This is a genomic window from Pseudomonas sp. R3-56, from assembly GCF_051132075.1.
Lineage (GTDB): Bacteria > Pseudomonadota > Gammaproteobacteria > Pseudomonadales > Pseudomonadaceae > Aquipseudomonas.
This window is the reverse complement of sequence record NZ_CP071657.1, coordinates 6,052,710-6,077,741: the sequence shown is the minus strand read 5'-3', so window position 1 is coordinate 6,077,741 and position 25,032 is coordinate 6,052,710. Positions and strand designations below refer to the sequence as shown.

General features: G+C 60.6%; 21 protein-coding genes. 7 read left to right on the top strand and 14 right to left on the bottom strand.

From position 1 onward, the window contains the following. Positions 1 to 259: 259 nt before the first annotated feature. Positions 260 to 1,096: an amino acid ABC transporter permease gene (locus tag J3P96_RS27485; protein WP_434654423.1), complete on the bottom strand. Its 837-nt coding sequence runs from the start codon at positions 1,094 to 1,096 to the stop codon at positions 260 to 262. Continuing rightward, a complete protein-coding gene (locus J3P96_RS27480; RefSeq protein ID WP_434654420.1) occupies positions 1,093 to 1,914 on the bottom strand; it encodes an ABC transporter substrate-binding protein in 822 nt (273 codons plus the stop codon). Before J3P96_RS27480 ends, J3P96_RS27485 begins: the two co-directional genes overlap by 4 nt. Before the next feature lie 113 nt (positions 1,915 to 2,027). Here J3P96_RS27480 and J3P96_RS27475 point away from each other — a divergent pair, with 113 nt between their 5' ends. Further along, a complete protein-coding gene (locus J3P96_RS27475; protein ID WP_434654417.1) occupies positions 2,028 to 2,927 on the top strand; it encodes a homocysteine S-methyltransferase family protein in 900 nt (299 codons plus the stop codon). A gap of 72 nt (positions 2,928 to 2,999) precedes the next feature. On the opposite strand, the gene J3P96_RS27470 is transcribed toward J3P96_RS27475, so the two are convergent. From J3P96_RS27470 to J3P96_RS27460, 3 genes are read right to left on the bottom strand one after another with little or no spacing between them, the layout of a single operon-like run. Next, entirely contained in the window at positions 3,000 to 3,671 is a 672-nt protein-coding gene (locus tag J3P96_RS27470) for a GNAT family N-acetyltransferase (protein WP_434654415.1), read from the bottom strand. A 10-nt stretch (positions 3,672 to 3,681) separates the two neighbouring features. Next, entirely contained in the window at positions 3,682 to 4,128 is a 447-nt protein-coding gene (locus J3P96_RS27465; protein WP_434654412.1) for a GNAT family N-acetyltransferase, read from the bottom strand. A 2-nt stretch (positions 4,129 to 4,130) separates the two neighbouring features. Then, on the bottom strand, positions 4,131 to 4,772 hold the full coding sequence (locus J3P96_RS27460; RefSeq protein WP_434654409.1) for an FMN-binding negative transcriptional regulator: 642 nt from the start codon (positions 4,770 to 4,772) through the stop codon (positions 4,131 to 4,133). A gap of 101 nt (positions 4,773 to 4,873) precedes the next feature. Here J3P96_RS27460 and J3P96_RS27455 point away from each other — a divergent pair, with 101 nt between their 5' ends. Beyond that, entirely contained in the window at positions 4,874 to 6,424 is a 1,551-nt protein-coding gene (locus J3P96_RS27455; protein WP_434654406.1) for a PLP-dependent aminotransferase family protein, read from the top strand. A gap of 37 nt (positions 6,425 to 6,461) precedes the next feature. On the opposite strand, the gene J3P96_RS27450 is transcribed toward J3P96_RS27455, so the two are convergent. From J3P96_RS27450 to aspA, 7 genes are all read right to left on the bottom strand, one after another. Then, the gene (locus J3P96_RS27450; protein WP_434654403.1) at positions 6,462 to 11,069 is read right to left on the bottom strand and encodes a dermonecrotic toxin domain-containing protein; all 4,608 of its coding nucleotides are present in this window, start codon (positions 11,067 to 11,069) and stop codon (positions 6,462 to 6,464) included. A gap of 149 nt (positions 11,070 to 11,218) precedes the next feature. After that, positions 11,219 to 12,319 carry a polyamine ABC transporter substrate-binding protein gene (locus J3P96_RS27445; RefSeq protein WP_434654401.1) on the bottom strand — a complete coding sequence of 367 codons (1,101 nt, stop codon included), beginning with the start codon at positions 12,317 to 12,319 and terminating at the stop codon, positions 11,219 to 11,221. Positions 12,320 to 12,330: 11 nt separating this feature from the next. Beyond that, on the bottom strand, positions 12,331 to 13,362 hold the full coding sequence (locus J3P96_RS27440) for a histone deacetylase family protein (RefSeq protein WP_434654399.1): 1,032 nt from the start codon (positions 13,360 to 13,362) through the stop codon (positions 12,331 to 12,333). A 326-nt stretch (positions 13,363 to 13,688) separates the two neighbouring features. Next, a complete protein-coding gene (locus J3P96_RS27435; RefSeq protein ID WP_434654396.1) occupies positions 13,689 to 14,681 on the bottom strand; it encodes an AraC family transcriptional regulator in 993 nt (330 codons plus the stop codon). A gap of 168 nt (positions 14,682 to 14,849) precedes the next feature. Next, entirely contained in the window at positions 14,850 to 15,854 is a 1,005-nt protein-coding gene (locus tag J3P96_RS27430; protein WP_434654394.1) for an asparaginase, read from the bottom strand. A 131-nt stretch (positions 15,855 to 15,985) separates the two neighbouring features. Beyond that, positions 15,986 to 17,437 carry an alanine/glycine:cation symporter family protein gene (locus tag J3P96_RS27425; protein ID WP_434654391.1) on the bottom strand — a complete coding sequence of 484 codons (1,452 nt, stop codon included), beginning with the start codon at positions 17,435 to 17,437 and terminating at the stop codon, positions 15,986 to 15,988. A 486-nt stretch (positions 17,438 to 17,923) separates the two neighbouring features. Further along, a complete protein-coding gene (aspA, locus tag J3P96_RS27420) occupies positions 17,924 to 19,348 on the bottom strand; it encodes an aspartate ammonia-lyase (protein WP_434570586.1) in 1,425 nt (474 codons plus the stop codon). Positions 19,349 to 19,530: 182 nt separating this feature from the next. On the opposite strand from aspA, the gene J3P96_RS27415 reads away from it, so the two are divergent. The 5 genes from J3P96_RS27415 to J3P96_RS27395 all read left to right on the top strand — a co-directional run bounded on the left by J3P96_RS27415 (position 19,531) and on the right by J3P96_RS27395 (position 23,340). Continuing rightward, positions 19,531 to 20,448 (top strand): LysR substrate-binding domain-containing protein, encoded by a 918-nt coding sequence (locus tag J3P96_RS27415; RefSeq protein ID WP_305497684.1) that lies wholly within the window; start codon positions 19,531 to 19,533, stop codon positions 20,446 to 20,448. Between the two features lie 332 nt (positions 20,449 to 20,780). After that, positions 20,781 to 21,272 (top strand): 5-(carboxyamino)imidazole ribonucleotide mutase, encoded by a 492-nt coding sequence (purE, locus tag J3P96_RS27410; RefSeq protein ID WP_003196369.1) that lies wholly within the window; start codon positions 20,781 to 20,783, stop codon positions 21,270 to 21,272. A gap of 12 nt (positions 21,273 to 21,284) precedes the next feature. Then, positions 21,285 to 22,370 (top strand): 5-(carboxyamino)imidazole ribonucleotide synthase, encoded by a 1,086-nt coding sequence (locus tag J3P96_RS27405; protein ID WP_434654387.1) that lies wholly within the window; start codon positions 21,285 to 21,287, stop codon positions 22,368 to 22,370. A 102-nt stretch (positions 22,371 to 22,472) separates the two neighbouring features. Further along, positions 22,473 to 22,718, top strand: a complete 246-nt coding sequence (locus J3P96_RS27400; RefSeq protein ID WP_256229514.1) for a GlsB/YeaQ/YmgE family stress response membrane protein — start codon at positions 22,473 to 22,475, stop codon at positions 22,716 to 22,718. Positions 22,719 to 22,803: 85 nt separating this feature from the next. Further along, positions 22,804 to 23,340 carry a DUF3299 domain-containing protein gene (locus J3P96_RS27395; protein ID WP_434654385.1) on the top strand — a complete coding sequence of 179 codons (537 nt, stop codon included), beginning with the start codon at positions 22,804 to 22,806 and terminating at the stop codon, positions 23,338 to 23,340. Between the two features lie 64 nt (positions 23,341 to 23,404). Here the strand turns inward: J3P96_RS27395 and J3P96_RS27390 are convergent, their stop codons facing one another. Continuing rightward, complete coding sequence (locus J3P96_RS27390; protein WP_434654382.1) at positions 23,405 to 24,304, bottom strand: D-hexose-6-phosphate mutarotase; 900 nt, start codon at positions 24,302 to 24,304, stop codon at positions 23,405 to 23,407. 57 nt (positions 24,305 to 24,361) lie between these two features. Beyond that, a complete protein-coding gene (locus J3P96_RS27385) occupies positions 24,362 to 24,766 on the bottom strand; it encodes an acyl-CoA thioesterase (protein ID WP_003177184.1) in 405 nt (134 codons plus the stop codon). Between the last annotated feature and the right edge of the window lie 266 nt (positions 24,767 to 25,032).

Below are 25,032 nucleotides of genomic sequence, written 5' to 3'. Positions count from 1 at the left end.
TGATTTTGATCTCAGCGCCCCGTTAACCACGCTGGCCCATGGATGGCCCTTCGCGGCGGCCCACGGAGCAATGCCGGAGTGAGGGCACACCGAGCCTAGGCGAGGTGCCAAGTGGTGGGGCAGAAGCGCTTTGCTTACTTTCGCGCTCTTCGAAAGTGAGCCGCTGTAAAAGCGGAACCATAAGCCGCCGTTACCGCAGAAACGGATATGTACATGGCCCTAAGAGTACGCACCATCCCTGCAAACCCCCGACAACACCTCAGCGATTATGCAGATAAGCCTTCCCATAATGCCGCTCCATCCGCGCCTGAATCAGCTCCAACGCAATGGACATCAGCCAGTAAATAACCGCCGCCGTAGTCAGCATCTCGATATACCGATAGCTGGAACGACCATAGGACTGCGCCAGAAACATCACCTCCCAGACCCCCATCACCGAGATCAGCGAAGAGTCCTTGAGCATCGAGATGAACTGGTTGGTGGTCGGCGGGATGATGGTACGCATCGCCTGGGGCAGGGTAACGCGCCAGAAGATTACGGTTTCGCCCATGCCCAGGGCGAGGGAGGCTTCCCGTTGGCCGTGAGGCACGCCGAGAATCCCGGCACGGAAAATTTCGCTCAAGTAGGCGCCGTAGTTGAGTGACAGGGCGATGATTCCCGCAGCGATGGCGCCCGGGACCACGCCCAGTTGCGGCAGGCCCAGATAGATCAGCAGGATCTGGATCAACAGCGGCGTGCCACGAAAGAACGACGCGTAGAAGCTGGCGATGCCGAACGCCACCGCGCTGCTGGACAAGCGCGCCAGCGCGGTGATGAAACCCAGCAGTGACGAGGCGACGATGGAGCACAGGCACAGGAACAGTGTCAGCGCCGCGCCCTGCAGAAAGCCGTTGGGCGCCAGGTGCACGCCCAGCAGGTTCGGCAGTTTGTCGAGGATGATCGAGAACTTCAGGTCGAAACTCAGGAAGAAACTGGCGAACAGCACCAGCATCGCGGCCCAGGTTAGATACAGCCGTGTGCGAAAACCGAAGATTTTTTGCAGGCGCGACTCAGCCACCGGTGGAGGTGGCTGGATAGGGGGCGGAAAAGAACTCATTGGCTGATGTCGGCACCGATCCATTTTTGCGAGAGCTTGCTCAGGGTGCCGTCCTGCTTCAGTTGGGCAAAGACTTCACGCACCTTGCTGTTCCACTCGGCGTCGCCTTTCTCGATGGCAACCGAATTGGGCTCTGAATACAGTGGCTCGCCCGCCAGTTTGAAGCGCTTGTCTTCGGTCAGGCGTGGCTGCGCGGTCACCAGGTTGGTCAGCACCGCATCCAGCCGAACCCCGGCGCCGAGGCCCAGGTCCTGGAACGCCACGTTGTCGGTATCGTATGGCGCGATTTGCACGTCCTCGAACGGGTAGCTCAGCTGGGTATCCTCGGCGCCTTCGATCACCAGGTTCTTGTTCAGGTAGCTTTCGTAGCTGGAGGCGCTGGTGAGGCCGACTTTCTTGCCGCTCAGGTCCTTGGCGCCATGGATGCTTTCGTCCTTGGCGTTGACCACGATCACCGCTGGCGAGGCGTAGTACCGCACCGGAAAGTCGAACACTTCGGCGCGGGCCTTGCTCGGTGTCATCGAGCAGATGCAGATGTCGTAGCGGCCACTCCAGTGGCCGGCCGCGATCACATCCCACGAGGGCGTTTCCAAGCGCAGCTTGACCCCAAGCTTTTGCGCGACGGCCTTGGCGACGTCCACGTCGAAACCGTCGAGCTGGTTCTGGTCATTGAGAAAAGAGAAGGGCGGGTAGCTTTCCATCAACACGCCGACCAGTTCTTTTTTCTCCTCGATACGATCCAGCGTGGTGCCGGCAAAGATCGATGAGGAAGCGGCCAGCAGCGTCAAGCCCAGGGCAAGCGGTAAAGGTAATTTCACGATAGATCCCAGGCTGAAAAATAGGTTGTGATTGGCGGAGGAGTGCGCATTAAATAGTTATAAGAACGACTCCGATAGTGAGTATTTTTCATAAGCTTATGAGTGAATCGCATATGGCCGCAGCAAGGACAACTATTCTCGACGGCGGCATGGGCCGTGAGCTACAACGCCGTGGTGCGCCGTTTCGACAGCCCGAGTGGTCGGCCCTGGCCCTGAGCGAAGCGCCCCAGGCTGTGGAGGCGGTGCATGCGGCTTATATCGCCAGCGGCGCCGATGTGATTACCAGCAACAGCTACGCCGTGGTGCCCTTTCATATCGGCGAAGCGCGCTTTGCCGAGGAAGGCCAGGCGTTGGCGGCTTTGGCGGGGGAATTGGCCAGGCGGGCGGTGCAGGCTTCAGGCAAAGCGGTGCGGGTGGCTGGGTCGCTCCCTCCGTTGTTCGGTTCCTACCGTCCCGATTTGTTCGACGCCTCCCGAGCCAGCGAGCTGCTGGCGCCATTGGTTGCGGGCCTGACACCCCATGTCGACCTGTGGCTGGCCGAGACCCAGAGTTCAATCGTCGAGGCGCGAGCCATTCACGCCGGACTGCCGAAGGACGGCAAGCCGTTCTGGCTGTCGTTTACCTTGAAAGACGAAGACACCGATGAAGTGCCGCGCCTGCGCTCCGGCGAGCCGGTGGCGGACGCCGCGGCAGTGGCGGCGGAGCTGGGGGTCGAGACGCTGCTGTTCAATTGCAGCCAGCCCGAGGTGATTGGCGCAGCGATCGACGCGGCGCGCGAAACCTTCGAGCGCCTGGGCGTGAAAATCCACATCGGTGCCTACGCCAACGCCTTCCCACCGCAGCCCAAGGAAGCGACAGCCAATGACGGGTTGGACCCGCTGCGCGAAGACCTCGATCCGCCGGGCTATCTGCGGTGGGCGGCGGACTGGCGCAAGCGTGGGGCCAGTCACTTGGGCGGCTGTTGCGGCATCGGGCCGGAGCACATTGCGGTGTTGGCACAGCAACTGCGCTGACCCTGGTTGCAAGCCCCGTGGCGAGGAAGCAAGCGCCTCGCCACGCAGACGCCGGGCGGTTCGCGCCGAGGGTCAGGCTCGACACTGGGCGAGACTGCGCACCTGGCCATCCGCGCTCTGGTTTTCCTCACTCAGCCAGCGCTCGAAGGCTGCCCCGATCACCGGCCATTCCGAGTCCAGCATCGAATACCACGCAGTGTCGCGGTTCTGCCCCTTGACCACCATATGCTGGCGAAATACGCCTTCAAACGTGAACCCAAGCCGCTCGGCGGCATACCGGGAACGGGCGTTGGCGTTATTGCATTTCCATTCCAGGCGTCGATAGCCCAGGGCGAAACACTCTTTCGCCAGCAGGTACACCGCCTCGGTACTTTTCGGCGAGCGCTGCATCGGCGCGCCGAAGGTGACATGGCCAATCTCGATACGGCCCTGGGCCGGCACGATGGACATCAGGCTGAGGATGCCTTGCACTTCGCCACTGGCGCGGTCGATCACGCTGAAAAAATATGGATCGACGTTGGCCGCATGGTTGTTCAGCCAGGCATCGAACCCGCTGCGCTCCTTGAACGGGCCGTAGGGCAGATAATCCCAGAGTTTCGGATCGGCGCCGGGACCTTCGAGGGCTTGCCACAATCCGTCGGCGTGACGCGCCGGGTCGAGTTTTTCCAGGCGGATGAAGCGTCCTTCGAGCAAGCGCGTAAACGGCGCCGGGACACCTTTCCAATCAGCGAGCGAAGTCGACATGCTGCGTTCCTTAGAGGGCTTTGCGAAATTGAATGTAGCCAGGGCGTTCGGCGATGCGCTCGTAGAGCTGGATCGCGGTCGCGTTGGTCTCGTGGGTCAGCCAGTGCACTTTGCAACATCCGTCGGCCTTGGCGGTGGCGTAGACAAATTCGATGAGTTGGCGACCTGCGCCCTTGCCTCGGCAGTGTTCTGCCACCAGCAGATCCTGAAGATAGCAGGAGTTCTCGATGCTCCAGTTGGAACGGTGGTAGATGAAATGCACCAGGCCCATCGCCGTGTCGCCATCCCAGGCGAGCGCGCCATGGGTGGGCTCACGGTCGTCGAGCAAGCGTTGCCAGGTGCTCTGGCTCACCGCGTCTGGCAGTTCGGTGTTGTAGAACCGCAGGTAGGCCTGCCATAGCGGTAGCCAGGCAGCGTGGTCGGCGGCGGTGACAAGGCGGATTTCGAGCTGGCTCATGTTCACTCCTGAGGCGATTGTTCAGGCATCAGGCGTGCGAGTGCCTGGTCCTGCGGGTCGGGGCTCATGGCGAGCCCGTTGCGAACCCCGGCGGCATCCGCGGGGCTGCGGTTCTGGCTGAGCTTGCGCTTGCCTTCCAGACGCTGGATGGGCAGCGCGAAGCCGACGATGGCCTTGAGCATGCTGTCGATATATTCCGCCGGGGCGTCGTCGATTTTCCATGGCTGGGCCCGACCGCTTTCATGGCGGTGGGTGAGCTCGCCGACCAGGTTGCGCAGCCGTTGAGGATCGCCGAACACCTCGGCGTTGCCATAGGCGTGGACGGCGAGGTAATTCCAGGTGGGCACGACCTTGCCGTGCTCGGCCTTGCCCGGATAGAAACCCGGGCTGACGTAAGCGTCGACGCCTGCAAATACCACCAGCGCTTCGGCACCGGCTTCCAGGTCACGCCACTGCGGATTGGCGCGAGCCATGTGCCCATGGAGGGTTCCGTTCGGTCCCTGTCGTGTGTCCAGCAACAGCGGCAGGTGGCTGGCCTGCAAGCCGTGTTCGCCGTGGGTAACCAATACGGCGAGGCGACAGTCATCCATCATGCGATGCAAGTGAGGCAGGTCTTCCACAGCAAAGGCTTTTGGGTTGTACATGGAAATTTTTCCTTGGCGATTGGCTTCATCGTAGGCAGGCTATTGGTCTGTTGTAAGAGCCACTTTCGGCCAATTCGACAGGTCCATTTACAGGTGCAGTCATGCCCGATGCCGTACCGCCATTGTCTTTCAACCCCGCCGGCATCGAGCTGGACCGCCGCCATGGGCTCAGTCGCCAGCTCTATCAGGCCTTGCGTGGGCGAGTACTGGACGGACGCCTGGCCAGCGGCACACGATTGCCGGCCAGCCGCGACCTGGCGGCGGCGTTGTCGATTTCCCGCAACAGCGTGGTACGCGCCTACGACCAGCTGTATGCCGAAGGCTTCATAGAAGGGCGAGTGGGTGACGGCACCTACGTGGCGAAACTTTCACCGCTGGCAATGCCGTCGGGAAAATTATCCACAAAACCATCCACAGGGTTTTCAACAGGCTTACCCACAGCCTTATCCACAGTTCAGCTTGATTCCCCTGTGTTTTCATCCAGCAAAGTTATCCACAGCAACGCGCTCGAACGGGTCGAAAAGCACCATTTGGCCCAGCCCCCGAGCGGACCGCCAAGAGCATTTCGGGTCGGCGTTCCGGCGTTCGATCTGTTTCCTTTCGACGTGTGGGCCAAGCTGAACGCGGCGTTCTGGCGAAAACCGGACCTGCAGCAGTTGTGCTACGGCGATGCCCAAGGCGATGCGCGCCTGCGCGGCCTGGTCGCGGCCTACCTGCGTAGTTCACGGGGTTTGCACTGCTCGGCTGAGCAAATTGTGATCACCAGTGGCGCGCAACAGGCGATCAGCCTTTGTGCACAGTTGCTGGTGGACCCTGGCGACATCGTCGCGGTGGAAAATCCCGGCTATCGCGCCGCGGGGCATGCGTTTGCCGTGGCCGGTGGCGATGTGCGGGGCGTGCCGGTGGACAGCGACGGGCTCGATTGTGCAGCGCTGGCTGCACTGGACCACTGTCGGCTGGCTTACGTGACGCCATCCCATCAATATCCGACCGGAGTAGTCATGAGCCTGGCGCGGCGGCTGGAACTGCTGGCCTGGGCCGGGCGCAACGATGGCTGGATCGTCGAAGACGACTATGACGGCGAGTACCGCTACAGCGGCGCGCCGCTGGCGCCCTTGGCTGCGCTGGATCGCGGAGGCCGCGTCCTGTATGTCGGGACGTTCGGCAAGGTTGCGTTCCCGGCGTTGCGCCTGGGTTACCTGGTGCTGCCGCCCGGCCTGGTCGATGCCTTCGCCCGCCGTCGGGCGGTGGATGTGCGCCATTCTGAAGTCAGCACTCAAGCGGTGATGGCCGAGTTCATGGCCGCTGGACATTTCCAACGGCACATCAGGCGCATGCGTCGGGCCGCTCTGGCCCGCCGCGATGCGCTTCTGGCGGGCTGGCCGGAGGCTGTCGCAGGCGTTGGCGCGATGCCCACCGTGGTCGCCGGGCTGCATGTCACGGTTCCGGTGCAGGGCATCGAGCGCGAGCGTGAACTGATTGCCCAGGCCACTTGCGTCGGCGTCGAAATCAATGGCTTGAGCAGTTACTGGCTGCCCGCCACGGCGCCGTCGCAAATCTGTGCAGGCATGGTGCTGGGGTTCGCCGCCGTGCCGCCTGCGGCGATAGGCACTGCGTTGGCAAGTCTGGCAAAAGCCTGGGGAATCCGCTGATACGGAACCGGAGTGGAGGGCACCCCGGTTCTGGCTTTTAAGACCGGACCGCTGGAAAGAACACCGCCTTGGCCTGTTCCACGTCGATCTCACTACGGTAAAGATCGATCAATTGGCTTTGGCTAAGCCGTTGAGGAGGGACGACGGGTTTTCCCGACGCAACTTGTTCAGGGGTCTTCAAATGGCCGCTGAGAAACGCATGTTCAGGTGTCCAGTTTCTGGAGTAATGGAAATCTGCGAACCATAGGGTTTTCCTGTCGGCTCGGTCCCTGATTTCGTACCTGTCCAGATAGTGGGCACTCTTGATTCTCTGACGTTTCTTCTTTCCTGTAATGACAATCTGGTTTCGCTCTTTGAGCCAGAGGACATTACTCATGGTCGGTGGGCTTTGCTTGATGGCTTGCTGCTCGGTATCAAATCCCAGCGCATAAAGGGCCAGGGTTTCTTTTTCAAGTTCTACCCGCAGGGACTCAGCTGTTCGCCGTTGGTTTTTTTCCGCTGGAGAAATTTCGGTCGTTTCGTTTGTACCGGCGCTTTGCACTTGGTCTAGCACCGTTTTGATTGCGACGCTGATTGTATCCATCCTGCGAGCGTGTGCATTGATCACCATTCCGACACCCGCCGGAGTACGATCTGGCTGTTTTTTGCTTTCTTCCACTTGAGCCTTGAACGCAGGCAGTCCAGCGATAAGCGCTTGGCCCTTGGTAATGCAGGTGGTCAGCGTTGGGGTGGGTTTTGGCCGCGCGTCGGGATTGATGTGTTGTACCCATTCTCCGGTTTTTTTATGGTGGAACGTGACAATGATTTCATCCGAGAACGGTTTTTTCACGTCGGCCCAATCGGTTTCTTCATACAGCTCCGATAGGCGGGGTTCGACGCTCACAAGACCCCAGAACCGCGCCCTGATGAACTTCCTCCTGGGCCGCGGACGTTCCTGGTAGGGAGCAGGTGTACTGCGCCGGGTGCTTCTTTCGTCGAGGGCAAGCGCCAAATGGCGCAAGGCCCTTTTCTTCATGGCGCTGACCTGGTTTTTGAGTCGGTTGAGTTGGGCCAACCGGGCATGTTCCCGGTATTCATCAGCCACATACTTGACGTGGTCTTCAATGGCCGTGAATTGTTCGGTCAGGCTGCCGAGTGCATTGATTTGCTCATCCAGGCGGATCACGCTGCGCTCGTCAATTGCGTCGCGCAGGCTTTGGAACGCAACCGTGGAGTTATCAACCATCTGGTTAATATCCGCCCAGGCTTCAGGTACGGTGTTGACACTGTCGAGCGACAGGCAGAGGTGGCGATACATGTCCAACTGGTACAGCCGAAGATCGTCGCTCTTATAGACAGGCATCATTTTTCGGTGTTGCCGGACAAACTCGAATCCCTCTCTGCCCAGCTTCTTGAGCCTGGAAAAGCGAGTCTCCATGTAGTCCAGGCGTTCGATCATCTCGTTGCCGAGCTGGAGCAAGCTATAGGCTGTATTGGCATGCTGTTGCTCCAGGATCTTGACTCCGGAGGTAATCATTTCCGTGGCGGCTTGCATCACTGGGGTGAATTGTTCTCCCAGCGTGTCTATCTCCGCGAACGTGAAATTGATTTGCGCGTTGAGGTAACCGAGTCTGGTTCGGGTAGAGTCCGGCCTGGACTGAGAAATGGGCCAGTCAAGCAGCAACTGCAACGCTTCGTCATAGCTCTCACGCTGCGTCTTCAATGCGCTCAAATACACCTCACGGCTGGCGTCCCTGGACGGGCCCGAGGCTTCCTTCAGCCGCCTCGAATGCATTGCCAGCAATTTCTGGTTTTCCAGCCTGCGGTCTTCGAGCCGGTTTAGCTCTTCGTACGCTTTAACGTTGCGACGGCTCGCCTCGGCGTTTATCTTTCGTACGATGCTTGCCGATCCCGCTCCGCGTAGACGCAAGCGGGTATCAACGTTCCACTGGCCTTGCGTGTCACTCATCAGGAGAGGTCCCGCTCGGGTGTGGTCATTCCCATCGACGATGGCGACTTGTTCTTCATCCGCGAGTACCTGGAACCATTTACCTGCCAATTCCACATAAAGCTTCCCGCCTTGCTCGTAAAGCCCTTTGAGCGGGCCCTCGCTCTTGGGTTGCCCCGGGTTTTCCGGTTTTCCGACACTCAAGGGTTCCAGGAGCCTGGCGCTTTCTGGCGATAGGCTGATCAGGGCGCCGCTGGTTCGCAAAGTGTCATAGTGCTCGATGGCCGCGAGTTTTTGCTTCACCGGTGCGAGCTTTTCAATAATGAGTTCGGGTTTTGGTTTGGCCAGGCTCTCGAGTTCACGAACCAGTTCAGAAGCTTCTGTCGGATGTTCGCGCCCGGCTGTCCTGGCGCGGTCGAGGCTGAAAGTAGTAGTCGCCAGTGCGATATTGCACAGCAAGTCGGTAATGACTTGCCATCTGGCCTGGGCGCCAACCGTTTCGTCGCTCTGCGACAATGTCTCCAGGTCATCAAGGATTTGCCACAGCCAGAACGCATTGCCTACGGTAGTGCCCAAGTAGGGCAGTGCCAAGTTGAAAATCACCCAGCCTGCCTGCCTGAAGCTTTCCCAGCGGCTTTCGCTGTTGGAGACCGATTGGCGATCGGCAAGCTCCACCAGGGCCGTGGCGTTGGCTTTGTATAACAAGGGCAGGAAATCCGACCCCAAGGTCTCGTTGCTCAAGCTGATGGGGCCGCTGTTGGAGATCGCCGCCAAAGGGTTCGTCACGAACTCCACGATGCTCCAGGGTGAAGGCAGCGGCCCTGGGAAAATGTACCGGCTGTAGCTGTTATGCACTTCCTTGGGCAGCCAGGCGAGTACGGATTGACGCAGGGAGGCGGTTTGCCTGATGTCATATAGCAAGTTGCTGAATGACGGGTACTGGCACAGCTGTGGCTCAAGCAGGGGACGGTAGAGCAGGCAAGGCCCGGCATTTGAATCTTGCGGACCGATTACAAACATGTTGGCCACGATGTCCTGGGTATTGCCCAACTGCAGCTCGGGTACGAAAGCCAGTTGTCGCAGGACGATGGGCTGTCCGTCCACTTTGCGATCGGCCTCGTCGGGGTTCATCAGTGCCGCGACATAACTATAACCGCGTTCATCAATGCCGCCTTGTCCACGGAGTTGGCTTTCCAATGCAAGCATGGGGAGCTGTACCCGGAGTTGGGAAGTGTACAAATGTTCGCGGCGTTTGGATTCTAGCGGATCGTCAAGTAACTTGCTTTTGACCCACTGGGGGTAAGTGCGACCGATGTCGATTGTGGTGATCACATTCTCGATGAAAGCAACCGTCATCCAGTCAGGCAATTCTTTGCCATCGAGCGACCGGACGATTTTATCGCCCAAGGGAACGGCGATCAGATTTTGCAGTGCCAATTCGACGAGGCTGAATCGAGTGGTTTCGATCTTTCCGGGGACGACAAAACTACCCCAGACGACAACGTTGCTTATCTGGATTTCAATGGTTTCCAGATCCAGTGTCGAGGCGTCGGCGTGTTGTGATTGCATCTGTGTTTTCAGAGCACTCAATACGAAGCTCTTGATGGGGGGGATATCATCCAGGTAGGTCTTGCCAGCCTGCGAGCCATTCAGTTCCGAGAGTTTTTTCAGGTGTTCGGCAAACATATTCTGGTCGGATGCGGAAGCGGTCGTCAGCCAGTCGGGTAACTTGTTTTTGAACCACTCCAGATCAACGGAACGACTCCCGTCCGGCGATTCAGTTTCGTCAGGGGGCGACATTTTCGCTATACCCGGGTCGCCGATAATTTCGATCTGCGACGAAATTATTGCGCAGGCTGCATAAGCAAAAATGTTCTCGGAGGGCTCAAAGAAGCGCCACTGCATCTTATAGTCGGGCCTGGGGTAGGCATGGTCCGCAAGCGATTGTTCGAGTGCGGAGCGGGAGTCAAACTTTTCATAACCATTGAGCATTGAATGCGCAAGAATGACTTCTGCGCCGTCAATCGTGCCGGTCAGTACCACCAGTGCGTTTGCCCTGTGGCGTCCGGTTCCATAATCGGTTATCGCGTTGATATCGATCAGGTATGCCTGGGCCCCATAACGGCTGTTATTTTCGCGATCCTGCGAGGTGGGGTGAAGGAACAGTTCTCTGGCCATGTCGCATTCAGTCTCAGTCCAGCCGTTGACTTCTGTGACGTTCCAGATGTTTTGCAGGGTTTCGGACAAATAGTGCCAGCGCGGGCCGGAACTGTCGGATAACGCGTTCCAGAATTTCAACTGCTGTTCCTGGCCCGCCGCAAAGATGGCCGGTGTCAATTCATTGATAAGACACCCGATCTGCTCGATGCGGACCGGTAAATGCACATCGGGCCTGCTCAGCGGTAGTCGACTGAGGAAATGCAAGCCGTCGATCAGCAACACCGGATCGCTATTGATGACCTGCTCCGCCAACCTATCGCTGAGTGTTTCATAGCGTGTGGGAAGCTCCACGATTTCGCCATCGATGATGTCCCACGCCGGTTCGCCGATTACCGTTGTGTTCGGATCAAGGTCCAGCGTCGGGTATTGCTTTTTTAGAGCATCGCGTAGAAGGACGGCGGCTACCTCTATATAGGAGGGGCCCATGAGAAGTTGACTGAATACGGCTCTTTGAAGATCGATCTCAGAAGCGGGATTGCTGGATGGAGGTTGTGTCATCTGAATATTCCTGTCTTGTGCCCGATAAAGACCCCGAAGCTGGATGCTTCGGGATTTTCATCCTAGGAGGGCGCAAGGCAGGAAAGGTGGTAACTATGTATAGGTCTTTCAACAGATCCGAGACGACGTCTCGAGTTTTTGCAGCCGCGTTACTGGCCTGACTTTATCCTCGTCCAGGCCCTCGTCCGCGCCCGCTCTGCATCCCTCGGCAAGGGTTGCAAAGTGTAGAGCGTCGCCATTGCCGCCTCGGTCGGATACAGGTTTGGATTGTTGCGGATTGCCGGATCGACCATGTCGGTGGCGTCCTTGTTCGGGTTCGGGTAGCCGACAAAGTCACTGACGGGCGCGATCACCTTCGGCTGCAACAGATAGTCGATGAAGGCGTAGGCGTCGTCCGGGTTCTTCGCGCCCTTGGGAATGGCCAGCATGTCGAACCAGATCGGTGCGCCTTCCTTGGGCAGGCGCATGTCCACGGTCACGCCGTTCTTGGCCTCCTTGGCGCGATTGGCGGCCTGGGAGAAGCTGCCGGAGTAGCCGACCGCTACGCAGATGTCGCCGTTGGCGATGTCGGCCATGTATTTGGATGAGTGAAAATAGGTGATGTGCGGCCGGATCTTCATCAGCAGCGCTTCGGCCTTGGCATAGTCCGCCGGTTTCTTGCTGTTGGGATCCAGGCCCAGGTGCTGCAGGGCCAAGGGCAGGATTTCCGAAGGCGAATCGAGCAGGGCCACGCCGCACTGCTTGAGCTTGCTGATGTTTTCTTCCTTGAAGATCAGGTCCCAACTGTCCACCGGCGCATTGTCGCCCAGCGCGGCCTTGACCTTGGCCGGGTTGAAACCGATCAGGATGGTGCCGTACATGTAGGGCACCGCAAATTTGTTGCCCGGATCGTTGGCTTCGATCAGCTTCATCAGCTTGGGATCGAGGTGGTTCCAGTTCGGCAATTTGCTGCGGTCCAGCGGCTGAAATACGCCCGCCTCGATCTGCTTGGCCAGGAACACATTGGACGGCACCACCACGTCGTAACCGGCGTTACCGGTGAGCAGCTTGGCTTCCAGGGCTTCGTTGGTATCGAAGATGTCATAGACCAGTTTGACCTGGCTGTGCTGCGCCTTGAAATCTTCCAGGGCCTTGGGCGTGATGTAGTCGAACCAGTTGTAGACACGCAGGGTGCGCTCCTCGGCCTGGACCGCGCCGCACAGCAGCGTGGCGCAGAGGGCTGGAGCCATCAGACGCTTGAGTCTTTTCATGCTGATATTCCTCATTGGGCGCTTTGAAAACCTTCGAGAACGTTCACCGCGTTGATGCCGATTTCGGTCACCGCATAACCACCCTCCATCACGAACAGCGTCGGTTTGCCGAGCGCCGCGATGCGTTTGCCCATCGCCAGGTAATCCGGGCTGTCGAGCTTGAACTGAGAGATCGGGTCGTCCTTGAAGGTGTCCACGCCCAGGGAGACGACGATGACATCGGCGTCATAGTCCAGGACCTCGCCGCAGGCCTGTTCGAGGGCGGCGCTCCAGCTGTCCCAACCGGAACCGGCGGGCAGCGGGTAGTTGAAATTAAATCCCGTGCCGGCACCTTCGCCGCGCTCGTCGGCGTAGCCCAGGAAGAACGGAAATTCGGCTTCAGGATGGCCATGAATCGAGGCGAACAGGACATCGCTGCGTTGGTAGAAAATCGATTGGGTGCCGTTGCCATGGTGGTAGTCGACATCGAGGATCGCGACCTTCCGGTGGCCCTGGTCAAGGAAAGCCTGGGCGGCGATCGCCGCGTTGTTGAGGTAGCAATAACCGCCCATCAAGTCGCTGGCGGCGTGGTGCCCCGGTGGCCGACACAACGCGAAGGCACTGCGGGCTCCGCGCTGGATTTCGGCCTGGGCGGTGAGGGCGACCTGGGCTGCGCTGTAGGCGGCCTGCCAGGTGCCGGCGGTAATCGGGGCGCCGCCGTCGAAACTGTAATAGCCGAGTTGACCGTGCAGGCTCGTCGGGATAACGGTACGCAGGGTGCGCGCCGGCCAGGTATAGGGCAGCAGGTCGCCGTCGCGGTTGAATTCGCTCCAGCGGTCCCAGGCACCCTCGAAGAATTCAAGGTATTGCGCACTGTGGATGCGCTGGATCGGCCCCAGGCCGAAATCCCGTGGCGCCTCCACCGGCCCCAACGCCCTAGCCTTGACCCGCTCCAGCACATGATCGGCGCGGGAGGGCATTTCGAAGCAGGGCATCAGCTGCCCGTCCATCAACTCGCAACGTCCATGGTGCAGGTGGTGATCGTCGGAATAGATCGTCAGCATTCTTGTTCTCCGCAGGGGCTGATCCGGTATCCACAGTCTTGCGGCGCGCCGCGTTTGGGAGAACGGCAGGAGAGGCCAAAAGGGGATCGAAATGGCCAAAATAATTGACCGTAAATCGCCCCTTGTTGGCGCGGGCATGCGCCGGTTCGGGGCAACACCAATATCCAGGCCTCCCCTTATGTCCCGTGGCGAGGGAGCTTGCTCCCGCTGGGTGGCGAAGCCGGCCCAAAACGCTTGACGCATCTTCTACAGATAAACCGCGTTATCCGATTTACGACGGCTGCGCCGCCGAGCGGGAGCAAGCTCCCTCGCCACGGGGGCAGCGTTCATGGCCTGAACTGACTCGGCGCCACGCCGCTCCAGCGTACGAATGCGTGGCGGAAGCTGGCTGTTTCGCTGAAACCGAGCATTTCGGCGATCCGGTAGATCGGCAATTGATCTTCACCTAGCATCTGCTTTGCCCGTTCGAAGCGCAGTTCGTCGAGCAATTCCTGGTAGCTGCAGCCCACGTCCTTGAGATGCCGGCGCAGGGTGCGCGCCGAGCAGTTCATCTGTTCGGCCAAGCCTTCCAGGCCTGGCGGGGCATCCAGTTGTGCGGCGAGCGAGTGGCGGATGCGTCCCAGCCAGGCCTGCCTGCCAGTGAACTCGGTGTTCTGGCGGCGGCAGCGTTCGGCCATGGCGTGATGAGTGATGGGGTCAGCCAGTGGCAAGGGCTGCGCGAGCCAGTGACGATCGAAGGCGAACGCGTTGTCGATACTGTCAAAACGCACCGGGCACTCGAACAGCGCCTCATAACGTGCCTGATAATCCGGTGCCGAGTGTTCGAAACGTGTCGCCCGCAAGGGGAGCGCATGACCGAGCAGGTCGTTGCAGATGACCCTCAGCGAGACCATGCAGAACTCGGCATTGAACACCGCCAGGGCCGGGTTTTCCCGATAGTCGCTGGCGCTGAGCCAGATGTGCTCGCCGTCGTCTTCCAGTGTCAGCTCAAAGAGTGTTCCCAATAGCGCCGGGTAACGCAGCGCCAGGCGTAAAGCGTCACCTAAGGTGGCGCTGGTGAGCAGGGCATAGCCGAGCATGCCGTAGGACGAAACGTGCATGTTGCGGCCCAATTCCAGGCCTATGTCACGTTTGAGCGCCACGGCGTTGGCGCAGACCTGCATCTCCTGGTTGGTGGTGATGCGTGTGTCGGCCCGGCTCAGGTGCGCCATGCTGATGCCGCTGCCGGCCAATAGCGCGTCACTGGGCAAGCCTTCGTTCCTGAACGCGTTGAGCACCAGGGAGACCGCGTTGAGCGTGGTGAGGTGGGAATGCAGCATGGTCCGTTTCCAGCCGAGGGAGGCTGGAAGGGGAGCAAGTTGTATGCCGGTTGAAATCGGGAGTTCGACGCGAACCTGTGGGAGCGAGCTTGCTCGCGATTTCGGTGTGTCAGATAACACTGATGCGACTGATACACCGCGATCGCGAGCAAAGGGTTTTTCAGGGTGTCAGATCAGCTCCCCGCAAAGATCCAGCTCAACCAGCCGCCGAACCTCATCCACCGGCAAGCCCGCACCAATCAATGCCTGTAGCTTGCCGAATGCAGCCTCGCGGGTCATGCCGCCGCCGGACAGCACGCCGACGCCGCGCAAGCGACTGCCGGCTTCGTAGATGTCCAGCTCGACGCCGCCTTCATGGCATTGAGTGACCGCCACGACCACCACGCCGTTGTCCCGCGCCCGTTCCAGGCTGGCGAGGAAGGCCGGGTTGTCGCTCGGACCGGTGCCGCTGCCATAGCACTCCAGCACCAGGCCCTGGATGCCGCTGCCCAGCAAGCCATCGATAACCTCGGCGCCAATGCCAGGGAACAATGGCAGCACCACGACGTTTGCCAACTGTTTCGGCTGGTTGTAATTCAACTGCGCCGGCAGCGACGTGGCCTTGATGCCGCCGCCCTGGCGCTCCAGGCGCTTGAACGGATGACGACCAAAGCTGCGCACCTTGGCGCAGCGGGTCGGCGCCAGCAGTTCACCGTGGAAATACAGGTGCACGCCCGGCGCCAGGCCCTGGCCGAGGGCGACCAGCGCGCCGCTGAGGTTTTCCCAGGCGTCGCTGTCGGTCACGCCGGCCGGCAGCATCGAACCGGTGAAGCAAACCCGCGCGTGCAAGCCGAGCAACTGGAAGCTCATGGCGGCGGCGCTGTAGGCCAGTGTGTCGGTACCGTGCAGGATCAGGACACTGTCGCAGCCTTGCACATCGACGGCATCAACCACCGCTTCGCGCAGTTGCTGCCAGTAGCCCGGGGTCATGTTGGCGCTGTCGATCAGCGGCGACATTTCCCGGAAACGCCATTGCGGGATAACCAGTTCGGGCTGGCTGTGCAGGTAGTCGCGCATCCGCGCTTCGAAACCGGATGCCGGGGCCAGGCCGTTGGCGCTGGCCTGCATGCCGATGGTGCCGCCGGTGTAGAGCACCATGACGTGCTGGGCGGCGGGATAGGTCGAGGCATTCATGGGTGTTCTCCGAGGACGAAAACAGCAGCTTCATTTGCTGCTGCAACATAAGGCCGAGCATGACGCCGACCTTGTGTTGTGTCACGCCGGGCGCAGGGGATGCGCCCGGTTTATTTCAAACAACCTGCTGATCAGCGTTGCGCTGCGGCCAGGCTCGCGGAGGCGTTGCCGGATTCAGCGGCGGGGGTCGACGGGTTCGCTGGCCAGGCCTTGCGGTCCAGGTCCAGGTCGGGGAATTTGCTGGAATCGAAGACCGGAACCTTGATACCAGCCGAACGCTGGTCGTCATAGTCGCGCAGGATGCGCATGCCGACCTTGAACAGCAGGAACAGCGCGATCAGGTTCACGAACGCCAGCAGCGTCATGGTGATATCGGCGAACGCGAACACGGTGCCGAGGTTCTCGATGGCGCCCCAGAAAATCAGTCCCAGGACCAAGGCGCGATAGGCCATCAGCGCCTTGCGGTTTTCACCCAGCATGAAGCGCAGGTTGTTTTCGCCCAGGTAATAGTTGTAGAGGATCGAGGTGAACACGAACAACGACAGGGCCACGGAGATGAATATCCGGCCCCAGTCGCCGACCACGGCCGCCAGGGAGTTCTGGGTCAGGGCAATGCCGTCGCCTTCGAAGCCTGGGGTGTAGAAACCCGACAGCAGGATCAGCAGCGCGGTGCAGGTGCAGATCACGAACGTGTCGAGGAAAACGCTGAACGCCTGGACCACGCCTTGCGCGACCGGGTGCTCCACCGACGCCACGGCGGCCACGTTAGGCGCACTGCCCAGGCCGGCTTCGTTGGCGAACACGCCACGCTTGACGCCCATGACGATGGCGCTGCCGATCAGGCCGCCAAAGGCCTGGTCCAGACCGAAGGCGCTCCTGACGATCGTCGCCAGCATGCCTGGTACATGTTCGAATTGCAGCACGATCACGTAGAGCGTCACGGCGATGTATGCCAGGGTCTTGACCGGTACCAGCAGGTCCGCAACCTTGGCGATTCGCTTGATCCCGCCGATGAATACCAGGCCCAGCAGCACCGCCAGGCCGAGGCCGGTGTAGGTGGTATCGAGGCCGAAGGCGTTATTCAGGGAGTGAGTGACGGCGTGGGCTTGCAGGCCGTTGAAGGCGAAGCCGAAGGTGATCAGCAGCAGGAACGCCATGATCATGCCCAGCCAGCGTTTCTGCAGGCCGTGCTGGATGTAGTAGGACGGACCACCACGGAACTGGCCTTCGGAATCGCAGCGCTTGTAGAGCTGGCCGAGGGAGCACTCGAAGAAGCTGCTGGACATGCCGACCAGCGCGGTCACCCACATCCAGAACACCGCACCGGGCCCGCCGAGGGTCACGGCGATGCCGACACCGGCGATGTTGCCCGCGCCGACACGGCCGGCAAGACTGAGCATCAGGGCCTGGAAGGAGCTGAGCTGGTCAGTGCTGCTTTTCAGGCTGTCCCGGAACACCGAGAACATATGAAAGAAGTGACGGAACTGGACGAAACGCGAGCGGATCGTGAAGTAGCCACCGAGCCCGACTATGAGCACGATCAGCACTTTCCCTGAGAGGAAGTCGTTGATGACTTCAAGCATGAGTATTCCTCGCTGTTTTTTGTTTAAGCAAATGCTGGCCATTTGGAAACATCGTGTTACATCGGCCGGCGCGCGGCACGACAGTTGAGGCGATGTTCGTCCCGGTCCACTTCGCGGGTTTGTTATTAGTTCGGTTTTCGCATGTTGTGAGGTCTCGCTACCGACGACCACTCATGCGAAGAGGGGCGGCACTATACCTATCAGTGCGGCGCCCGTCTGCACAGTTGTGGTGCGTACGACGAAACGGACCCTTGTATCTCCTGGCCTATCGGTCAGGTTCTTGTGGAAGTGAGCCGGCTCTGGATAGCTGGCGACGCGGGGTACAACGGCAGCGCGTCGCTGTTTATCGCGAGTAGGCTTGCTCCTACAAATTTGCTCCCGCTTTCAGTTGTCGGTTAAAAAAAAGGGCCTGGGGAACGAGTCCCCAAGCCCTCAAAAGGTGAGAGGTGTCTAGTCCCTCGACCTGGTGAGCAATGGTCGCGTCGATCAAGCCTTCAGTGGGACCAGACGCGGGGCAATCATGTTTTCCGGGCGCAGGATGTCGTCGAGCATGGCGTCGTCGAGCAAGCCTTCCTCGCGCACCAGTTCCAGCACGCCGCGGCCGCTTTCCAGGGCAACGCGGGCGATGCGGGTGGCGTTTTCATAGCCGATGTACGGGTTCAGGGCGGTGACCAGGCCGATCGAGTGCTCGACCAGTTCGCGGCAGCGCGCTTCGTTGGCGGTGATGCCGACGATGCAGTGCTCGCGCAGCATGTCCATGGCCCGTTGCAGCAGGCGGATCGAGTCGAAGATCTTGAAGGCGATCAGCGGCTCCATCACGTTCAGTTGCAGTTGGCCGCCTTCGGCCGCCATGGTCAGCGCCAGGTCGTTGCCGATGATCTGGAACGCGACCTGGTTCACCGCTTCAGGGATCACCGGGTTGACCTTGCCAGGCATGATCGAACTGCCTGGCTGGCGGGCCGGCAGGTTGATTTCGTTGATGCCGGTGCGTGGGCCGCTGGACAGCAGGCGCAAGTCGTTGCAGATCTTCGACAGCTTGACCGCGGTGCGCTTGAGCATGCCGGAGAACAGCACGAAGGCGCCCATGTCGGAGGTCGCTTCGATCAGGTCGGCGGCCGGAACCAGCGGTTGGCCGCTGATGGTCGCCAGGCGTTGTACGGCCAGGGCCTGGTAACGCGGATCGGCGTTGATGCCGGTACCGATGGCGGTGCCGCCCAGGTTCACTTCGGTGAGCAATTCAGGCGCCAGGGTTTTCAGGCGCGCCAGGTCTTCGCTCAAGGTGGTGGCGAAAGCGCGGAATTCCTGGCCCAGCGTCATCGGCACGGCGTCTTGCAGTTGGGTACGGCCCATTTTCAGTACGTGGCTGAATTCCTCGCCCTTGGCGGCGAACGCCTGGATCAGGCTGTCGAGGCTGGCCAGCAACGCGTCGTGGCCCAGCAGCAGACCCAGGCGGATCGCAGTCGGGTAGGCGTCGTTGGTCGACTGCGCCATGTTCACGTCGTTGTTCGGATGCAGATACTGGTATTCGCCCTTCTGGTGACCCATGGCCTCCAGCGCGATGTTGGCGATGACTTCGTTGGCATTCATGTTGGTCGACGTGCCGGCGCCGCCCTGGATCATGTCCACCACGAATTCGTCGTGGAAATCGCCGCGGATCAATCGTGCACAGGCTTCGCTGATGGCGGCGTGCTTGGCTTCGCTGAGCTGGCCCAACTCACGGTTGGCGTCAGCGGCGGCTTGCTTGACCATTGCCAGACCGACTACCAGTTTCGGGTAATGCGAGATCGGGACGCCGGAGAGACGAAAGTTGTTGATCGCTCGCAGGGTCTGGATGCCGTAATACGCTTGCGCCGGTACTTCGAGTACGCCAAGCAGGTCTTTTTCTGTGCGGAATGATGCAGCGGAGGACATGATGTCAATCATCTCAATAAGGACCCGGTCTGAGCCGGAACGCTGTGAATCCTAGGCTTTCAGAAAATTTAGGGCCAATGCTGTTAAGCACTGGCCTATGCACATTCGGCATAATGCGCGTGTGACGCCGATGATGCGGCGAACGTGTGACCTGTTTTGGTGCGTCCTACGGGAGGACGGAGATGAATCTTGAAAGCAAATGGCTAGAGGACTTCAGTGCCTTGGCCGCGACGCGCAGTTTTTCCCAGGCGGCCGAGCGCCGCTTTGTGACGCAACCAGCGTTCAGCCGGCGGATCCGCAGCCTGGAGGCGGCGCTGGGGCTGACCCTGGTCAACCGCTCCCGCACGCCGATCGAACTGACTGCGGCGGGACAGTTGTTCTTGGTAACGGCGCGTACGGTGGTCGAGCAGTTGGGCGAAGTGCTGCGGCACTTGCACCACCTGGAGGGCGGGCAGGGCGAAGTTATCCAGGTAGCGGCGGCACATTCCCTGGCGCTGGGTTTCTTTCCGCGCTGGATCGCCCAGTTGCGCAACGAAGGCATGAACATCGCCACGCGGCTGGTGGCGACCAATGTCGGTGATGCGGTGCATGCCCTGCGTGAAGGGGGCTGCGACTTGATGCTGGCCTTCTACGACCCGGATTCGGCGATGCAGATGGACCCGGAGATATTCCCATCGTTGCACCTGGGCCAGACCGAAATGCTCCCCGTCTGCGCGGCCGATGCCGACCGCAAGCCGTTGTTCGACCTGGAGGGCGAGACCAGCGTGCCCCTGCTGGCCTACAGTGCCGGCGCTTTTCTGGGCCGTTCGGTGAACCAGTTGTTGCGCCAGCGCGCCCTGCGTTTCACCACGGTCTACGAGACGGCCATGGCTGACAGCCTGAAAAGCATGGCCCTGGAAGGCCTGGGCATCGCCTGGGTGCCGCACTTGAGTGTGCGCAACGAACTGGCCCGGGGCGAGTTGGTGATCTGCGGGGGCGCGCAATGGCACGTGCCGCTGGAAATCCGCCTGTACCGCTGCGCCCTGGTGCGCAAGGCCAATGTGCGGTTGTTGTGGCGCAAGCTGGAGGGTGGCGCGGCGCAGGGTGCCATCGGATCTTGAAAACAACGCATCTCCCCTGTGGGAGCGAGCTTGCTCGCGATGAGGCCCTGGCATTCACAGCTGCGGTGACTGACCTGACGCTATCGCGAGCAAGCTCGCTCCCACAGGGATCTGTGTTGTTATTCAGCTGACCTTCGAGTCAATAAAACCGCCGCTTTAGCGCAAACGACAGATGGTCGGCGAAAGTGCGTTTAATCCGCCATTTTCGGTATACTGCCCGGCCTTCGGTCGGTCCACCCGGCCATAATTCGTACAACAAGCCACGCCGGTTTCCTGCGTGGCTTGTTGTTTTTTGACGCGCCCCAGGGCGCCCAGAGAGAAGAGGCACGACGATGAGTGCACTGGTTGGCGTGATCATGGGCTCCAAGTCCGATTGGTCCACCCTTAGCCACACCGCCGATATGCTGGAAAAGCTCGGCATCCCCTACGAGGTGAAAGTGGTGTCCGCCCACCGCACCCCGGACCTGCTGTTCCAGTACGCCGAAGAAGCCGAGGCGCGTGGCATCGAAGTGATCATCGCCGGCGCTGGCGGCGCGGCTCACCTGCCAGGCATGTGCGCGGCCAAGACGCACTTGCCGGTACTGGGCGTGCCGGTACAGTCATCGATGCTCTCGGGCGTCGATTCGTTGCTGTCGATCGTGCAGATGCCCGCCGGCATCCCGGTTGCCACCCTGGCCATCGGCAAGGCCGGCGCGATCAACGCAGCCCTGTTGTCGGCGAGTATCCTGGGCGCCAAGCATCCGCAGTTTCATACCGTGCTGAAAAAATTCCGCGCTGAGCAGACAGACAGCGTCCTGGACAATCCAGACCCACGCATTGCCTGAGGTTGTTGACGAATGAAGATCGGTGTAATCGGTGGCGGCCAGTTGGGTCGCATGTTGGCCCTGGCGGGTACGCCGTTGGGGATGAACTTCGCTTTCCTGGATCCGGCGCCGGACGCCTGTGCCGCGGCACTGGGTGAACACCTGCGTGCCGATTACGGCGATCAGGACCATCTGCGCCAGCTGGCCGATGAAGTCGACCTGGTGACCTTCGAGTTCGAAAGCGTCCCGGCCGAGACCGTTGCCTTCCTGTCCCAGTTCGTCCCGGTCTTTCCGAGCGCCGAAGCCTTGCGCATCGCCCGCGATCGTTGGTTCGAAAAGAACATGTTCAAGGACCTGGGCATTCCGACCCCGGCCTTCGCCGACATTCAGTCCCAGGCCGACCTGGAAGCCGCCGTTGCGTCCATCGGCCTGCCGGCCGTGCTCAAGACCCGCACCCTGGGTTACGACGGCAAGGGCCAGAAGGTCCTGCGCAACCCGGAAGACGTCGCCGGCACATTCGCCGAGCTGGGCAGCGTCGGTTGCCTGCTGGAAGGCTTCGTGCCTTTCACCGGCGAAGTCTCGCTGATCGCCGTGCGTGCCCGTGACGGTGAAATCCGTTTCTACCCGCTGGTGCACAACACCCATAAGAACGGCATCCTCAAGCTGTCCGTCGCCAGCACCGACCACCCGCTGCAAGCCCTGGCTGAAGACTACTCCAGCCGGGTACTCAAGCAGCTCGATTATGTCGGCGTCATGGCGTTCGAGTTCTTTGAAGTGGACGGCGGCCTCAAGGCCAATGAAATCGCCCCGCGCGTGCACAACTCCGGGCACTGGACCACCGAAGGCGCCGAGTGCAGCCAGTTCGAAAACCACCTGCGGGCGGTCGCCGGGCTGCCGCTGGGGTCGACGGCCAAGGTCGGCGAAAGCGCGATGCTGAACTTCATCGGCAAGGTGCCGGACACCGAGAAGGTCCTGGCGATCGCCGACTGCCACCTGCATCACTACGGCAAGGCGTTCAAGGTCGGGCGCAAGGTTGGTCACGCCAACCTGCGTTGCGCCGACCGGGCCACGCTGGCCCAGCAGATCATCAAGGTCGAGACGCTGATCGCCGAGCAATAATCTGAAACATCGGTGGAACCATTCGTCGGCCGTCTTCTCTCATGGCAAGGTGCCAAAGTCTGACTAGGCTTTGGCATAGCTACTCAATCAGAGGGGAATACCATGGGAATCATCGGAACCATTTTTATCGGCCTGATCGTTGGCCTGCTCGCGCGTTTCCTGAAGCCTGGCGATGACAGCATGGGCTGGATCATGACTATCCTGCTGGGTATCGGCGGTTCGCTGGCAGCCACTTACGGCGGCCAGGCCCTGGGTATCTATCAGGCAGGCGAAGGCGCTGGTTTCCTCGGTGCCCTGGTGGGCGCGGTGGTGCTGCTGGTGATCTACGGCCTGATCAAAAGGAACTGATCAAAGCGCGAAAGTCCTCTGCGCGTGGCGCGCGCGGAGGGCTAGAATGCCCGGCGTCGTATTTTCCCTTATGCCGAGCCCTTTCATGCGCCGTCTACTGCTGACCTTCCTTCTGCTGGGCACTGGCCTGGCCCACGCCGCCGAGCTGCCCGAAACCGACTGGCTCGAACTGATGCCCAAGTCGGACCAGAAGGCCCTCGAGGCTATGCCCGAGATCGATCACAACTCCCCCGAAGCCAACGGCACCTTCACCGAAAAGGGTGGCCTGAAGCAGAGCAAAGGCTTGCCGGCGGTGATGTATTCGACCAAGACCGTGGCATCAATGAACGACAAGCACATCCGCATCGGCGGATACCCGGTGCCGCTGGAAACCGACGCCAAGGGCCGCAGCACGCTGTTTTTCCTGGTGCCTTACCCGGGGGCCTGCATCCACGTCCCGCCACCGCCACCCAATCAATTGGTGCTGGTGCGTTATCCCAAGGGCCTGAAGCTGGATGATATCTACACGCCGCTGTGGGTCACCGGCACGCTGAAGATCGAAAAGGTCGACAATGACCTGGCGAGCGCGGCGTATGCGATGGAGGCGCAGAAGGTGCGGGCGGTGCAGGAGGCGGATTTGTAGGTTTGGCATCAACCCATTGTGGGAGCGAGCCTGCTCGCTCCCACAGGGGAATTGTCAGTGTGGTTTAGAGCGGTTTGCTGCGAATGCTCACGCCCAGCGTATGGCTGGCATCCGGCAACAGCGTCACCACATCATCCATCACATTGGCCGTCTCGATGCAGAGCATGCGTTGCCAGCCATCATCGGCCATGTCGCTGAAGGCCTTGGCCCGTTCGGTCCAGGGGTTCCAGATCACCGCCGAGCGTGAACCGGTAGCGGTCAATTCGATGCGTCGCTGCCAATGCGCGTCGACGATGCTCAGCGTCGGCGGCGTATCGAGATAGATCCGGTCGGTTTCGCCGGCAAAATGCAGCTCGCCGGCCTGGGTATGGACGTTCCAGTCATCCAGGGTCTCGACGTAGCGCAAGCCATCCACTCCGTCGACATGCACGTTGCGCACGTCGCTGACCGCGAAATAGCTGTGCAGCGCCTGGCTCAGGCTGACGGTTTCGCTGCCACGGTTATGGCTGGTCAGATGGATATGCAGTTGCTCGTCCATGACGATGGTCAAGGTCAGGTCGACCTGATGGGGCCAGCCGGACAAACCGTTTTCGGGGTAGGGCAGCACGAATTCGATCTTCAGGCTCTCGCCCTCGGCTTCGATGCCCTTGAGTTCCCAATCCATTGCCCGTACCAGGCCGTGGGCGGTGGCCGGTTCGTTGCTGACGCGCATGGCCTGGACGCTGTCGGGGTTGCGCGTCAGGTTGCCGAACCACGGCCAGCACACCGGTACGCCGGCACGGATGCTCTTGCCGGTCTTGAACGTCGCCTGGTCGTTGAGCCAGATCAGCGGCGGCTGGCCGTCCACCTGATAGCTGAGAACGTGCGCGCCTTGCTGGGCCACGAGCAACTCGGCCTGACCGTGGCGGATGCGCCAACCGTTCAGTTCATCCAGTTTGACGGCTTCGACGTTAGGCGTTGGCATGCTGCAAATCTCGTTCAGGAACATGGACTGCAATGGACCGCAAAACGGCCGCCGTGTTTAACGCGCCCGAGGTGGAACCGAGCGGGTACGACCACTGCCATCGATGGCGACGAACACGAACACCGCTTCGGTGACCTTGCGCCATTCGCTGGACAATGGGTCGTCACTCCAGACCTCGACCATCATCTGGATCGAGCTCCGGCCGATTTCCAGGGCCTGGGTGTAGAACGACAATTGCGCACCCACTGCCACCGGCACCAGGAACGCCATGCGATCGATCGCCACGGTGGCCACGCGGCCGCCGGCAACCTTGCTGGCCATCGCGGTGCCGGCCAGGTCCATCTGGGACACCAGCCAACCGCCGAAAATATCCCCGAAGCCGTTGGTCTCTCGGGGAAGCGCGGTGATTTGCAGGGCCAGATCGCCCTGCGGGATTGGATCTTCTTGTTCGAGCTCTATCATGCCGGGGGTGCCTCTGACCCGTAACGCTGTCTTGTACTTCAGGTGAGTAGCCGTCCTTAAAAAAACGATTCAGCCCGAACATGCTGCGTTCGTCACGTTTTTCGTCAAGGCGTGCCAAAGGGAAACTCTGCGAAACCGGCTGATCTCGTACTGCGTCACCAACGACGTTTTCGCACAGCAACCCCTTACAGAGTGTTGCAAGGTTGCGAGTATATCGGGCGATAGTCGTCGAGACGACCACTCGGTTCTGATTTCGACTGTCAATT